11 protein-coding genes are annotated in these 14,365 nt (G+C 70.8%); 3 read left to right on the top strand and 8 right to left on the bottom strand.

What is annotated here, in order from left to right:
• Positions 1–69: 69 nt before the first annotated feature.
• The 4 genes from AB0M29_RS22095 to nrdR form a co-directional block, all read right to left on the bottom strand.
• A complete protein-coding gene (locus AB0M29_RS22095; RefSeq protein WP_365384988.1) occupies positions 70–675 on the bottom strand; it encodes a YdbC family protein in 606 nt (201 codons plus the stop codon).
• A 48-nt stretch (positions 676–723) separates the two neighbouring features.
• The gene (locus tag AB0M29_RS22090) at positions 724–1,494 is read right to left on the bottom strand and encodes an MBL fold metallo-hydrolase (RefSeq protein ID WP_365384986.1); all 771 of its coding nucleotides are present in this window, start codon (positions 1,492–1,494) and stop codon (positions 724–726) included.
• A gap of 220 nt (positions 1,495–1,714) precedes the next feature.
• On the bottom strand, positions 1,715–4,594 hold the full coding sequence (locus AB0M29_RS22085; protein ID WP_365384984.1) for a vitamin B12-dependent ribonucleotide reductase: 2,880 nt from the start codon (positions 4,592–4,594) through the stop codon (positions 1,715–1,717).
• A gap of 115 nt (positions 4,595–4,709) precedes the next feature.
• On the bottom strand, positions 4,710–5,222 hold the full coding sequence (gene nrdR, locus AB0M29_RS22080; protein WP_365384980.1) for a transcriptional regulator NrdR: 513 nt from the start codon (positions 5,220–5,222) through the stop codon (positions 4,710–4,712).
• Positions 5,223–5,727: 505 nt separating this feature from the next.
• On the opposite strand from nrdR, the gene lexA reads away from it, so the two are divergent.
• Positions 5,728–6,501: a transcriptional repressor LexA gene (gene lexA / locus AB0M29_RS22075; RefSeq protein ID WP_365384977.1), complete on the top strand. Its 774-nt coding sequence runs from the start codon at positions 5,728–5,730 to the stop codon at positions 6,499–6,501.
• An 85-nt stretch (positions 6,502–6,586) separates the two neighbouring features.
• On the opposite strand, the gene AB0M29_RS22070 is transcribed toward lexA, so the two are convergent.
• Entirely contained in the window at positions 6,587–8,566 is a 1,980-nt protein-coding gene (locus tag AB0M29_RS22070) for an ATP-dependent DNA helicase (protein ID WP_365384975.1), read from the bottom strand.
• A gap of 113 nt (positions 8,567–8,679) precedes the next feature.
• Here AB0M29_RS22070 and AB0M29_RS22065 point away from each other — a divergent pair, with 113 nt between their 5' ends.
• A complete protein-coding gene (locus tag AB0M29_RS22065) occupies positions 8,680–9,849 on the top strand; it encodes an FHA domain-containing protein (RefSeq protein ID WP_365384973.1) in 1,170 nt (389 codons plus the stop codon).
• Positions 9,846–11,069, top strand: a complete 1,224-nt coding sequence (locus tag AB0M29_RS22060) for a serine/threonine-protein kinase (RefSeq protein ID WP_365384971.1) — start codon at positions 9,846–9,848, stop codon at positions 11,067–11,069. The genes AB0M29_RS22065 and AB0M29_RS22060 overlap by 4 nt, the downstream gene beginning before the upstream one ends.
• Here the strand turns inward: AB0M29_RS22060 and AB0M29_RS22055 are convergent.
• From AB0M29_RS22055 to AB0M29_RS22045, 3 genes are all read right to left on the bottom strand, one after another.
• Positions 11,053–11,679: an FHA domain-containing protein gene (locus tag AB0M29_RS22055; RefSeq protein WP_365384969.1), complete on the bottom strand. Its 627-nt coding sequence runs from the start codon at positions 11,677–11,679 to the stop codon at positions 11,053–11,055. The two genes, AB0M29_RS22060 and AB0M29_RS22055, sit on opposite strands and share 17 nt — an antisense overlap.
• Before the next feature lie 125 nt (positions 11,680–11,804).
• A complete protein-coding gene (locus tag AB0M29_RS22050; RefSeq protein WP_365384967.1) occupies positions 11,805–13,613 on the bottom strand; it encodes an IucA/IucC family siderophore biosynthesis protein in 1,809 nt (602 codons plus the stop codon).
• A gap of 73 nt (positions 13,614–13,686) precedes the next feature.
• Entirely contained in the window at positions 13,687–14,364 is a 678-nt protein-coding gene (locus AB0M29_RS22045; RefSeq protein WP_365384965.1) for a GNAT family N-acetyltransferase, read from the bottom strand.
• Position 14,365 lies beyond the last annotated feature (1 nt).

The following is a 14,365-nucleotide window of genomic DNA, read 5'->3' as shown; positions in this document are numbered from 1 at the left end:
CCGCTCCGGCGGCACCGCACCTGACAGCGCGGGGACTCTCGGTCCCCGCGGCACCTATGTCCTGCTCTCTCAGACCGTCCACGCCTGCACCACATCCACCACGTCACCCGCCACGGACAGCACATCGGCGTCGAGTTCGGCACGTTCCGACAGCCGCGCGACCGCACCCTCGCGGTACTTTCCGCGCTCGGTCGCCGAATTCCACAGCGACAGCACCAGGAAGTCGTTTCCCGGGCCCTGTCCGAAGACTCCGCGCAGCATGCCCGGTGAACCGGCCATGGCGGGATTCCACACCCGCTGCTGCATCGATGTGAAGTGCTCGACACGATCCGGCCGAACTTTGCACAGGGCGATCCGCAGCACGTCCACGTCGGTGAAGGTCGGCAGGAAGCCGACCTTCACGTCCAGACGGTGTTCGAAGAGCGACACCGAGAGCATCTCGTAGCTGCCCTGCTGAGCGGCCGCCATCCCGTCGTGCGCCCCCGCCATGAAGGCGTCGTAGGAGCGCCGCCCGTCCCAGAAGGCGAACAGATGGGCCACCCCGGGTTGGGCGCGGCTCCAGCCGCCCCCCTGACCGCGGAAGCCGGGCTGTTCGCGCAGCGCCGCCCACCTGCGCTGACCTCGGTCGAACCCGGCCTGATCGACGACCCCGCAGCGCATCCACTTCACCAACACCGCGCCATCGTAGTGGCGTTGACGCCTAAGATCGTCCCCACGCGAAAGTCACAATTCGACGGACCCGCCCGGCTTCAGCCGGTGCAGCCGCTCGCCGAGACCGGCCGCGGCAAATGCCGCCTCCAGACTGTCGCCGTCCTCGGTGAAATGTCCCCAGTGTTCGAAATGCAGGGGTACGACCTGTTCCGCGCCGAGGATCTCCGCTGCCTGCGCCGTCTGCTCGCTGGTGAGGGTGAGCGGCGCGTCCGGCACCAATGGGGTCCGTGCGGCGCCCGCGAAGAGCACGGCCACGTCGAAGGGCCCGAACCGGTCGGCGATGGCCCGGACGACGTCGAGCGAGGCGTTGTCGCCGCTCACGTACACCGTGGGAAGCCCGTCACCCGAGAGCACGAATCCGGTCACCTCACCGACGATCGGCTCGCTGCCGTCCGGACCGTGCTGCGCGGGCACGCCGGTGATCCGCAGCGTCCCGCCGTCGGGCCGGGGCAGCTCGGTGTGCTCCCAGTTCGGCAGGGCCCGTACGGCCCCGCGGATCCGCCCCCGCGCGGCACGTGTGGACAGCACCAAGGGGGCGGTTTCCAGGAGGGCGCGCCCCGCCGTGTCCAGGTTGTCGGGGTGCTGGTCGTGCGACAGCAGTACGGCGTCCACCGGTCCCACCGCGTCCGCCGGCACCGCGGGACCCGCGGTCTTGGCCAGCACCCGGGAGCCGATCGGGTATTCGCCGGGCTCGTCGAAGGTCGGATCGGTGAGCAGCCGCACGCCGCCCAGCTCGATCAACGCCGTAGGACCGCCCACGTACCGTATGCCGAGACCTGCCATGACCCGTGCCCCCTTGTGCTGCCTTCTGGCTCCGGCGCGCACCTCACCAGGTGCGCGAAACGATCTTTCCCTCGCGTCAAGCGCCGGGCGCCCGGGGCTATTCCCGGCCGACCGCCGAGGGGCGACGGGCCACGGCCGATACGCGACAGGCGAGAGTCCCGGACACGCCGGTGGGGAGCCGGCCAGCGGCCGGCTCCCCACCTGGGTGACGCTTCAGTGATCAGCTGCAACCGCTGGTCGAGCCGCAGCCCTCGCAGAGGTAGCAGCTTCCGGCGCGGCGCATCTTGGTGCCGCAGGAGAAGCACAGCGGGGCGTCGGCGTTCAGGCCGAGCTGGATCTCCAGCAGCTCCGTGGAGTTGTGCGCCTCCTTGGGAGCGGGAACGGCGGCCGGGGGCTTGGCCACGGTGAGCGGCTTGCGGGCCTCCACCTCGCGCGGCGCCGACTGGGCCAGGCCCTCGACGTCGACCTCCTCGTCGGCGGACTCGTAGGAACCCGTGTCCAGGTGACGCTGACGCTCGGGGGCGGAGTGGATCCCCAGGGCGGAGCGCGTCTCGAAGGGCAGGAAGTCCAGCGCCAGGCGGCGGAAGATGTAGTCGACGATCGACTGGGCCATCCGCACGTCCGGGTCGTCGGTGAGACCGGCGGGCTCGAAGCGCATGTTGGTGAACTTCGAGACGTAGGTCTCCAGCGGGACGCCGTACTGCATGCCGACCGAGACCGCGATCGAGAAGGCGTCCATCATGCCCGCGAGGGTGGAGCCCTGCTTGGACATCTTGAGGAAGACCTCGCCGAGACCGTCGTCCGGGTAGGAGTTGGCGGTCATGTAGCCCTCGGCGCCACCGACCGTGAAGGACGTGGTGATGCCGGGACGGCCCTTGGGCAGGCGCTTGCGGACCGGGCGGTACTCGACGACCTTCTCGACCGCCGCGGGCGCCTCGACGGCCTCCTCGGCCTTCGCGCTCTCCTTCTTCTTGGCGGAGAGCGGCTGGCCGACCTTGCAGTTGTCGCGGTAGATGGCCAGCGCCTTCAGGCCGAGCTTCCAGCCCTCGAAGTAGACCTCCTCCACCTCTTCGACCGTCGCCGACTCCGGCAGGTTGACCGTCTTGGAGATGGCACCGGACAGGAACGGCTGCGCGGCGGCCATCATGCGCACGTGGCCCATGGCGGAGATCGCGCGCTCGCCCATGGCGCAGTCGAAGACCGAGTAGTGCTCCGGCTTGAGGCCGGGGGCGTCGATGACGTTCCCGTGCTCGGCGATGTGGGCGACGATCGCCTCGATCTGCTCGCCCTGGTAGCCGAGCCGCTTCAGCGCCGCGGGGACCGTGTTGTTCACGATCTGCATGGAGCCGCCACCGACGAGCTTCTTGAACTTGACCAGTGCCAGGTCGGGTTCGACGCCCGTGGTGTCGCAGTCCATCATCAGGCCGATGGTGCCGGTCGGCGCGAGCACGGAGGCCTGCGCGTTACGGAAACCGTTCTTCTCGCCGAGCCGGACGACGTCCTGCCAAGCCTCGGTGGCCGCGGCCCAGACCGGGGTGTCCAGGTCGTCGACGCGGGTGGCGGCGCCATTGGCGTCGGCGTGCTGCTTCATGACGCGCTTGTGGGCGTCGGCGTTGCGGGCGTAGCCGTCGTACGCGCCGACGACCGCGGCCAGTTCGGCCGAGCGCCGGTAGGAGGTGCCCGTCATCAAGGAGGTGATGGCGCCCGCGAGCCCGCGTCCGCCGTCGGAGTCGTACGCGTGGCCGGTCGCCATGAGGAGCGCGCCCAGGTTGGCGTAGCCGATGCCGAGCTGGCGGAAGGCGCGGGTGGTCTCGCCGATCTTCTGGGTCGGGAAGTCCGCGAAGCAGATGGAGATGTCCATCGCGGTGATGACCAGCTCGACGACCTTGGCGAAGCGCTCGGCGGCGAACGACTGGTTGCCCTCGCCGTCGTCGTTGAGGAACTTCATCAGGTTCAGGGAGGCGAGGTTGCAGCTGGAGTTGTCCAGGTGCATGTACTCGCTGCACGGGTTCGAGGCGGTGATACGGCCCGTCTCCGGCGAGGTGTGCCAGAGGTTGATCGTGTCGTCGTACTGGATACCCGGGTCGGCGCAGGCCCAGGCGGCCTCGGCGAGCTTGCGGAAGAGCGACCTGGCGTCGACCTCCTCGATGACCTCACCGGTCATCCGGGCGCGCAGCCCGAACTGGGAGCCGGACTCGTACGCCTTCATGAACTCGTCGTTCACACGAACGGAGTTGTTGGCGTTCTGGTACTGGACGGACGTGATGTCGTCGCCGCCCAGGTCCATGTCGAAGCCCGCGTCACGCAGGGCGCGGATCTTCTCCTCCTCCTTCACCTTGGTCTCGATGAAGGCCTCGACGTCGGGGTGGTCGACGTCCAGGACGACCATCTTGGCGGCGCGGCGGGTGGCGCCGCCCGACTTGATGGTGCCCGCGGAGGCGTCCGCGCCGCGCATGAAGGACACCGGTCCCGAGGCGTTGCCGCCGGAGGACAGCAGTTCCTTGGAGGAGCGGATCCGGGAGAGGTTCAGGCCGGCGCCGGAGCCGCCCTTGAAGATCATCCCCTCTTCCTTGTACCAGTCGAGAATCGACTCCATGGAGTCGTCCACGGACAGGATGAAGCAGGCGGAGACCTGCTGCGGCTGCGCGGTGCCCACGTTGAACCACACCGGCGAGTTGAAGCTGAACACCTGGTGCAGCAGTGCGTAGGTGAGCTCGTGCTCGAAGATCTCGGCGTCCGCGGGGGAGGCGAAGTAGCCGTGCTCCTCGCCCGCCCTGCGGTAGGTGAGCACGACCCGGTCGATGAGCTGCTTGAGGCTCTTCTCCCGCTGGGGGCTGCCGACAGCTCCGCGGAAGTACTTGCTGGTGACGATGTTGACCGCGTTCACCGACCATGAGTCGGGGAACTCCACGCCGCGCTGCTCGAAGTTGATCGAGCCGTCGCGCCAGTTGGTCATGACGACGTCACGGTGCTCCCAGACCACTTCGTCGTACGGATGCACGCCGGGGGTGGTGTGGATGCGCTCGATGCGCAGACCCTTGCTCGCCTTGGAACCCTTGGTACGGGAACCACGTGCCGGGCCGCTCGTCGTCTCTGTCATTCCGCCTCCCTATACGGGCGAAAACGCCCTAATGTGCGCGGATCTTCCCGCAGCACGGTGTTGTCTGCCGCCTCGGCGCCCTGGCGCTCCGGCAAGTCTGTGTGGTGCGCGCCGATCAGTCGGCGGCGGCTGCGGGCGCGGGGACACCGAGGTCCTCGTCGAGCCCGCCGGGAGTGTTGGGTGGCAACTGCTCGCGCAGTTCCGTGATGGCCGTCTCGAAGTCCTCGAGCGAGTCGAACGCCCGGTAGACCGAGGCGAACCGCAGATACGCGACCAGATCGAGGTCCTGGAGCGGACCGAGTATGGCCAGTCCCACGTCGTGGGTCGACAGCTCGGCGCTGCCGGTGGCCCTGACCGCCTCCTCCACGCGCTGCCCGAGCTGGGCGAGCGCGTCCTCGGTGACGGGGCGACCCTGGCACGCCTTGCGCACGCCGGCGATCACCTTGCTCCGGCTGAAGGGCTCGGTGACCCCGCTGCGCTTGATGACCATCAGTGACGCGGTCTCCACCGTCGTGAAGCGGCGGCCGCAGTCCGGGCACTGCCGACGACGGCGGATCGAGGTGCCGTCATCGGTGGTGCGGCTGTCGACGACGCGGCTGTCGGGGTGCTTGCAGAAGGGGCAGTGCACGGTTCCCACTCCCTCCCTCACCCCGAGGTGAGCGCACGACAAAGTAGCTTCCCCGGGGCCGTGCGGGCCCCTCGAAGCAGTCCCAATCATAGGCGATCCCACGGACTTTGGAGCCGCCGGGCCCCCGTGAGACCACTACTGGTGGTGGCTGGGGCATATACAACCACTAGATCTGGTGGCGGTCGCGAAACGTCACCATTCCGCGTGTCGCGCTCCCCGCCGGACCCAGAGCCTAGGGGAAGCGCCATCACCGCCCCGCGCCGGGGCGTGGGTGGCACACTTGGCGGCAGAGCGCACCGGAGCCGTCACAGGGCGCGAGATGATCGAACTTCCATTCGATCCATACACCCGATACCTTGATCACGTCAGCAGATTTATACAGATTCACTCGAACGTGTGTTTGGCGCAACCTTTCGAAACCCACTACCGTTGTACTAACTGCCCGTGGCCATGAAACGGGCCAACCGCAGTCCATGCGGTGGAAAACATCTCGAAAGGGGCCGCCGTGACCACCACCGCCGACAGCGCCGCATTGACAACCCATGACCGCTCCCAGGATCGGATCGGCCCGTTGGACGCCCTGAGCGAAGACAACTCCCCCAAGCCCGCGCGCTCCCTCCCCGGGCGGCCCCCCGGTATCCGCGCGGACAGTTCGGGTCTTACCGAGCGGCAGCGCCGGGTCATCGAGGTGATCAGGGACTCCGTCCAGCGCCGGGGTTACCCGCCGTCCATGCGCGAGATCGGCCAGGCCGTCGGACTCTCCAGCACGTCCTCGGTCGCCCACCAGTTGATGGCACTTGAGCGCAAGGGATTCCTGCGCCGCGACCCGCACCGGCCGCGGGCGTACGAGGTCCGCGGTTCCGACGGTGGCCAGTCGCAGCCCACCGACACCGCGGGCAAGCCGTCGGCCTCCTATGTGCCGCTCGTCGGCCGGATCGCGGCCGGCGGCCCGATCCTCGCCGAGGAGTCGGTCGAGGACGTCTTCCCGCTCCCCCGCCAACTGGTGGGCGACGGCGAGCTGTTCGTGCTCAAGGTGGTCGGTGACTCGATGATCGAGGCCGCGATCTGCGACGGCGACTGGGTCACGGTGCGCCGCCAGCCCGTCGCGGAGAACGGCGACATCGTCGCCGCCATGCTCGACGGGGAAGCCACCGTCAAGCGCTTCAAGCGGGACAACGGCCATGTGTGGCTGCTCCCGCACAACGCGGCGTACCAGCCGATCCCCGGTGACGAGGCCACCATCCTGGGCAAGGTCGTCGCCGTGCTGCGCCGGATCTGACCGACCGACGCCCCACGACCGGGCCCCGGGACCTCTGCGCCGGTCCCGGGGTCCCGCTGTGTCCGCGCGCCGAGCGCGCTGCCCGCTACCCCTGCGCCGCCTTCGCCGCGGCGTCGATGGCGGCCAGCGAACGCCGCACCTGGTTGCGGTCGGTGGTGTACCAGAGGTCGGGCATCGAGGAGCGCAGGAAGCCGCCGTAACGGGCGTTGGCCAGCCGCGGGTCGAGCACGGCCACCACCCCGCGGTCGTCCATCGCCCGGATCAGCCGGCCGGCGCCCTGGGCCATCAGCAGCGCCGCGTGAGTGGCGGCGACCGCCATGAAGCCGTTGCCGCCGTGCTCCTCGACCGACTTCTGCCGGGCGCTCATCAGCGGATCGTCGGGGCGGGGGAACGGAATGCGGTCCATCACCACCAACTGGCAGTTCGCACCCGGCACATCCACCCCCTGCCACAGCGAGAGGGTGCCGAACAGGCAGGTGGCGGCGTCCTCCGAGAAGGTGCGGATCAGCTCGCCGAGCGTCTCCTCGCCCTGCAGCAGCACCGGGTTCTCCAGGCGCCCGCGCATCGCCTCGGCCGCCGCCTGGGCACCGCGCATGGACGAGAACAGCCCCAGCGTACGGCCGCCCGCCGCCTCGATCAGCTCGGCCAGTTCGTCGAGCATGTCCTCGCGGTTGCTGTCCCTGCCCGGCTGCGCGAGGTGCCTGGCGACGTACAGGATGCCCTGCTTGCGGTAGTCGAAGGGCGAGCCGACGTCGACGCCCTTCCACGGCGGGATGTCCTCGCCCTCGGTGCCCTCCGGGGCCAGGCCGAGCGAGGCGGCCACCCCGTTGAAGTCGCCGCCGAGCTGGAGGGTGGCCGAGGTGAGCACCACCGAGCGCTCGGTGAAGAGCTTCTCGCGCAGCAGCCCCGACACGCTCAGCGGAGCGACCCGCAGAGAGGCTCCGAAGCGGTCGTGGCGCTCGCACCACACCACGTCGTACTCCGAGCCCTGGACGAGGCGTTCACTGACCTCGTGGACGCTCTCCACCGCCGCGAGTGCCTGCTTGCGTACGGCGTCCTCGTCCTGGACCGACTTGTCGCGGGTGTCGCCGATCGCGGTGATCACCTGGCGGCAGGCGTCACGGAGCGCCGCGAGGACATAGCCCAGGTCCTCGGGGATCTCCTCCAGACGGCCCGGGAGGGCGAGTTCCATGATGCGCTCGAAGCCCTCGGCCGCGCTGAGCAGCGCGTCCGCCGCCTTCTCGTTGACCAGCCGGGAGGCGCGCTTGACCGCGCGGTTGACACTGCCGGGGGTGAGTTCGCCGGTGGCGACTCCGGTGACGCGCGAGACGAGTTCATGTGCCTCGTCGATGATCAGCACTTCGTGGCTGGGTAGGACCGGCGCGCCCTCGATCGCGTCGATGGCGAGCAGCGCGTGGTTGGTGACCACCACGTCGGCGAGCTTGGCGCGTTCGCGCGCGGCCTCGGCGAAGCACTCGGCGCCGTACGCGCACTTGGTGGCGCCCAGGCACTCGCGCGAGGTGACGGAGACCTGGCTCCACGCCCGGTCCGACACGCCGGGGGTGAGGCCGTCGCGGTCACCGGTCTCGGTCTCGTCCGCCCAGTCGCGCAGCCGCAGCAGGTCCTGGCCGAGCTTGCTGGTGGGCGCCGCGGCCTCGAACGGGTCGAAGAGGCCGTCCTCCTCGTCCTGCGGGACGCCTTCGTGCAGCCGGTGCAGGCACAGGTAGTTGGAACGCCCCTTGAGCATCGCGTACTGCGGCTCGCGGCGCAGCAGCCCCTTGAGCGCCTCCACCGTACGCGGCAGGTCGCGCTCGACGAGCTGGCGCTGCAGCGCGAGGGTGGCGGTGGCCACCACCACCCGCTCACCGTGGGCGAGCGCCGGCACCAGATAGCCGAGCGATTTGCCGGTGCCGGTGCCCGCCTGGACGAGCAGATGGGACTGGTCGTCCACGGCGGCCTCGACGGCTTGGGCCATGGTGACCTGACCGGGCCGCTCCACACCGCCGACGGCGGTGACGGCGGCGTGCAGCAGGTCGGTGAGCGCGGGTGGGGGCGTGGCAGTCATAGGGAGGCAAGCCTAGATGCCCGCACTGACAACGCCGTCCGGGCCGCACAGGACCGGACACCGCCGGTCATGGGGCGGACCGGTCCGGTCGGACGGTGCTAGCTTCTGGTCACATGCCGTTGGAGAGCCACTTGACACTGGACGCCTCTGCCGCGGAGTACGTGGTCGATGTCGCGAATGTCGTGCGTGAACCGGCGCTCGGCGGGGAACGGGCGGCGGATCTCGCCCGGCTGGCGGGTCTGCTGGACGCGCTGGCCGATTTCGCCCGCGATCCCGCCGTACAGGTGTACGCGATCACCGACCGCTCCCTGCTGAGCGACGGTCGGCTGACGGCACCGGAGCGGCACACCCTGGAGCGCTGGTACCGCGACGGGCTGCTGGAGGTGCTGCCCCGGGCGGACGACCGGCTCCTGGAGCTGGCGGACGCGCTTCAACTGAGGGTGGTCAGTTCTGACAACTTCCTGGACTTCCACCGCGCGCATCCCTGGATCCCCGGCAGCCGCGACCGTTTCCTGCGCCCCTTCCTGCAGCCCGACGGCGCCGTCGGCGTACGGCCGCGGATCATGCCGGTGCCGCCGGAGTGGCAGGTGTCCCGCAAGGAGGAGGAGGGGCTGCTGCTGGAGGCCGGGGTGATCCGGCGCTGGGACCGCTCGGCGCACGGGGCGGTGCTCAGCCGCGACTGGCGCTGCCCGGAGGCGGACTGCCCGCAGTTCGGCGCCGGTGACCGGCCCAGTACGGCGCTCCCCCGGCGCCGCAGGGCCGAGGTGCTGTGCCCCACGCACGGGGTGCCGCTCACCGACACCGGGCCGCGGCCGCGCCGCGCGCAGGTCAAGGTGGTCATGGACGGCACGGTCCGCGGCCGCTTCATGGTGACGGCCGGGGAACCGCTGGCGGTCGGCCGCGCTCCGGCCGACGGCGGGGTGACGCTCGGCGCGTGGATCGACGACACGGCGGTCACCTCCGTGAGCCGCACCCATGTGGTGCTGAGTTACGACGGCAACGGACTGAGCGTCCTGGACGAGCGCAGCGCGAACGGCACCAGGATCCGCCGCAGCCGCCCCGACGGCGACACCCTCATCCCGCTGCACCACGGCAATCTGTGGCACCTGCGCCAGGGCGACTCCGTGGTGCTGCACGATCGGCTGGAACTGCTTCCCAGCGGCCGCCAATTCGTCTTCGAGGAGGACCCGACGGACGGTACGGTCGGACCGCAGGCGAGCGGGAGCGCGGCGGGACCGACGATGATGGCGGTGCCGCGGGAGCTGCCGCGGGAACAGGAGTGAGCGAGGTCCGCGTGTCCGGGGAGATCGGGGTCGGTACGGTCCTCAGCGGCCGCTACCGCCTGGAGGAGTCGCTGGGCGGCGGAGGGTACGGGCATGTCTACGCGGCGCTCGACCAGGCGCTGTCCCGCCGTGTCGCGGTGAAGGTGCTGACGCTGCGCGCGGAATGGGCGCAGGTCGAGCGCAGCGAGCGGCTGGGCAGGTTCCGCCGGGAGGCGGTGGCCGCCGCCGCCCTGAGCCACCCCAATGTGGCCACCGTCCATGACGCGGGCGACCACGAGGGCAGACCGTTCATTGTCATGGAGCTGCTGCGGGGCTCGGACTTCCGCCAGGTGCTGCTCGACCGCGGCGGCCTGCCGGTGGCCGAGGTCCTCTCCTACGGTGCGCAGATCAGCGCGGGGCTGCGGCACGCCCATGAGCGCGGTCTGGTGCACCGGGACATCAAGCCGGAGAATCTGATGCTGCTGCCGGAGGGCGTCGTCAAGATCTGCGACTTCGGCCTGGTGGCCCACCGCGACGCCGACGCCACGCGCTACACCGAGCCGCACGCCGTGATGGGTTCCCCGCCGTACTTCTCGCCCGAGCAGGCGCGGGGCGCGGAGGTGACCGAGCGGTCCGACCTGTACTCCCTGGGCTGCGTCCTTTATGCGCTGCTCGCCGAGGGTCCGCCGTTCTCCGCCGACAGCTATGTCGGCTATGCCTACCGGCATGTGCACGAGCCGCCTGAGCCGATCGAGCGGCGGCGTCCCGAGGTGCCCGCGCCGCTGGCGCGTCTGCTGCACCAGATGCTGGCGAAGGACCCGCGGGAGCGGCCCGCGGACGCGGGCGAGGTGGCGGAGCGGCTGGGGGCGCTGATGCGGCCCGCCCCCGCGCGCCCGGCAGGGGTACGGCGCACCCCGACCGTGCTGGACCGGAACGCGCGCCAGGTGCTGTGGTCGCTGCTGGAGGAGGGCGAGGGCCTGCTCGCGGCGGGCAGGTTCAGCGACGCTGACCAGCGGTACTGGCAGGCGCTGCAGCACATCGCGCACCAGGGCGCGGAAAACGAACCGGCGTACTTCGCGGCGCTTTTCGGCCGGGCCCGCGCTCTGGAGGGGCTGAACGGCACCTCGGCCGTGCTCCGCCGCCTGGACGACCTCTCGGCCGACACGATCGCGGCCCTGGGTGCGGAGCACCCGCTGGCGCGCTGCGTGGCCGCCTACACGGGTGTCAGAGCAGTACGTTGACTGTCACGTCGGAGGCCAGCCGTACGGTGTCGCCGGGGCGCAGGGTCGCGCGCTCCTCGGGGGCCAGCCGGTAACCGTGCACAAAGGTGCCGTTGGTGGAGCCCTCGTCGGTGATCCACGCCGAGCCGTCGGTCTCGACGCCGACGACGGCGTGCAGCCGCGAGAGGTTGTCGTAGCCGGCGAGTGACTTCACCGCGGGGCACATCTGCGCGTCGCGGCCGAGGCGGATCCGCACCCCTGGTTCGACCGGCACGATCTCGCCGTTGGGGAAGCGCAGCCGCAGCGCCCTGGGGGGCGCGTCCCTGCGGGTCTCGGCGGGGCCGTGCAGGGCGCCGGGAATGACGTTGATGACGCGGGTGTGGTCGGGGTGGCCGCTGGTCCGCGGTCGGGAATCGGCGGGCTCCCCCGCGGCCCGCGGCGCCGGCGGACGTGCGGCGTGGGCCGAGACCGACTCATGACTGGCGGAGCCCGACGGTTCCGCACGAGCGGCGGCGGCCAGCGGAGCCGGCAGCGAGAAGGGCACGTAGCAGCCGTGGCAGAGCAGTTGCCCGGGCCGCCGGTCGGCTCCGCAGTGCGGGCAGTTAGCGGCGGCACCCGTTTCCTCGCGCATCCGCACTCCCCTCCCGCGTCGACGCCCCACCGATCCCGCGTCACCGCGCGGCACGTCCCGTGCACCGATCGTATCGGCTCCCGGCAGCGCCGGAAGGACGCCCCAGGGTGGGCTCAGGGGTGGGCTCAGGGGCCGTACAGGGGGTTCGGCACGGTGCCGTGGACGGCGGCGTGCGGGCGGTCGGGCCGGTCCCGGTAGCCGTCCAGGTGCAGCCGGTTGCGGTTGAGGCAGAGCCGCTCGATACGGGGCGTGAGCAGGTCGAAGGTGGTGAATCGTTCCTTGAGCTCGGGGAAGCGCTCCTGGTGCCGGATGATCTCCTCGCGCACCAGCGCCCAGAACTCGGCTTCCGGGACGTCCAGTTGCGCGTCGCACAAGGGCGCGAGGTAGCGCAGCACACCGATGAAGAGCCCCGAATGGATGAACTGGGTGAGGAACTCGGGCCGCTCGGTGAGGAGTACCGCCCGGACCTCGGGGGGCATGGTGGCGTGTTCGGGGAGTGCCTCGGCGGAGACATTGATGTCGTCGACGAAGTCCTTGACGGCGAGCCGGACCGGGATGTCGTGCTCGTCGAAGACCACGATCGCGTTCTCGCCGTGCGGCGAGAAGACGGTGCCGTACCGGTAGAGGAAGTGCAGCAGCGGCGGCAGCAGGGCGGCGAAGAGGTGGCGCAGCCAGACCCGCGGGGCCAGGCCCGACCGCTCCACCAGCTCCGCGGTGAAGGAACGCCCGCCGGGGTCGGTGTGCAGCAGCGCGGCGAGCGTGCGGGCGTGCTCGCCGGGGTCGAGGTAGCCGCCCAGCGGTTCGCGCCAGATGCAGCCGAGCAGTTCCCGGTACTGGTACGGCACCGTGGGCAGTTGGTCGTACTGCGGGTGCTCGACGGTGACCGAGGCGACCTCGCCCAGCAGGATCACCCGGGTCTCGTCGCGCAGGAAGGGGTCGGCGTCGCGCAGTCCGTGTACCCAGGTGGTGACCGCGGGGGCGGCGAGGGTGCGTTCGGTGGGGAGTCCGCGCCACACCAGGGTGTTGAGGACCGACAGCGGGAGTTTGACGGTGCGGCGGTGCGGGCGGCTGGTGTTGAGGAAGGTGCGGATGGACTGCTGGGGCAGCCGCAGGTCGTTGTCAGTGGTGAGCGCGATGATGGTTGTGTCGGCGATCTCGGCGGCGAAGAGCGGGGCGATCACCTGGTCCCACTGCCAGGGGTGGACGGGCAGTAGCAGGTAGTCGGCGGGGTCCCGGTCGTGGTCGGCGACGGTGTCGTGGAAGGTGTCGAGGGTGCCGGGGGTGAGTTCCTCGGCGTAGAGGAGATCGGGGGTGCTGAGGTTGGCGGTGCCGCGGTAGCGGGCGAGGTCGCGGTGGACGGCGATCCACGGCAGGCGGTGCCGCTTGCGGGCTTCCGGGGCCCAGCGGGCAGCGTCGGCGGCGGAGAAGCCGATCCGCCCCTTGTTGGCGACCAGCCAGGGGTGGCCGCTCTGGTGGCCTTCGAGGTCGGCGTAGTCCAGGTCGGCCAGTTCGGCCGCCGACAGCGCGTCCGCGTCCAGCCGCACGTCCGCGCGGAGGGTGGCGAGCAGTTCGCGGATGAGGTGTCCCGTGGTGTCGCCGTTCAGGCCGAGCACGGTCTCGTGGCCGTGCAGCAGGAAGTGGAACGGGTCACCCGTGGGCGTGATGCTGTCCGCGTCCACGTACCAGCTTCCGTAACCGCCCCGGCGCGCGCGGAACCGGTAGGTGACACCACGGGCGAGGGGCAGCCGGTACGCCCTCGGCCCGGTCTCCGACCGCTCGAACTGGTCCGGCTGGTCCGGCTGGTCCGGCTGGTCGAGCTCGGGAGTGATCACCTCCTCGTACGCGAACTCGGCGAGCATCTTCGCCAGCAGGCGGCGGGCGGCATGGCGCCAGGCGGCGGACTGAGGACGGGGTGAGCTGGGTGCGGTGGTCACTGTGGGCTCCTGCGAGGGGGACCGGGTGAGCAGGGAGGCGAGCGGGGGCCGGGAGCGGCCGGGGTCGCTGCGGTCAGACGAGGTCGCGCAGGGACCGGTCGCGGATCATCAGGGCGGCCCGCTTGCCGGGGAGTTCGACCTCGGCGGAGAGGCGGAAGCCCGCGGCGAGGAAGGCGGCGACGGAGGGGGTGTTGCGCAGGTCCGGCTCGGCGATCACCCGGGTGCAGCCGGGACGGTGGTCGAGGACCAGATCGGAGACGGCACGCAGCAAGGTGCTGCCGAGCCCGCGGGCGCGGTCCGCGACGCCGCCGATGAGCAGGTGGACGCCGGTGTCGTGCGGCCGGGCCGGATAGCAGCGGGCGACCGGGTCGAGGTCGGCGCGGTAGATCTCCCAGTAGCTCATCGGCGTGCCCTCCAGCACGCCCAGGCACGGAACGCTGCGGCCGTCCCCCTCGGTCTGCGGCCGCAGATGCTCCTCGGTGACCCGGGCCTCCCCGGCCAGCTCCCAGAACTCGGCGACCGCGGGGTCGTTCATCCAGCGGGTGATCAGCGGCAGATCACGCGCGATGCTGACCGGTACGAGCCGGAAGGAGCCGAACGGGGTGCCCGCGGCGGACCAGCGGTCGATCTCGCCGAGGAGCGCGCAGTACGCGGCGTCCGGTTCGGTGGCGGTGGCGGCGAAGAGGGCGAGGACCTCGGGTGGCAGCTTCAGGTCGAGTGTGTCCTCGGTGCTGGAGTCGGCTGGTGGCAAC

The organism is Streptomyces sp. NPDC051976, assembly GCF_040680795.1.
Classification (GTDB): domain Bacteria; phylum Actinomycetota; class Actinomycetes; order Streptomycetales; family Streptomycetaceae; genus Actinacidiphila.
The sequence above is the reverse complement of the archived record's forward strand: the minus strand, read 5'-3'. Positions and strand labels throughout refer to the sequence as shown.

Excerpts from the sequence above, each read along its gene's own strand:
- AB0M29_RS22085 (WP_365384984.1), bottom strand. The coding sequence starts at position 4,594 with ATGACAGAGACGACGAGCGGCCCGGCACGTGGTTCCCGTACCAAGGGT.
- AB0M29_RS22070 (WP_365384975.1), bottom strand. The coding sequence starts at position 8,566 with ATGACTGCCACGCCCCCACCCGCGCTCACCGACCTGCTGCACGCCGCC.
- AB0M29_RS22090 (WP_365384986.1), bottom strand. The coding sequence starts at position 1,494 with ATGGCAGGTCTCGGCATACGGTACGTGGGCGGTCCTACGGCGTTGATC.
- AB0M29_RS22055 (WP_365384969.1), bottom strand. The coding sequence starts at position 11,679 with ATGCGCGAGGAAACGGGTGCCGCCGCTAACTGCCCGCACTGCGGAGCC.
- AB0M29_RS22065 (WP_365384973.1), top strand. The coding sequence starts at position 8,680 with ATGCCGTTGGAGAGCCACTTGACACTGGACGCCTCTGCCGCGGAGTAC.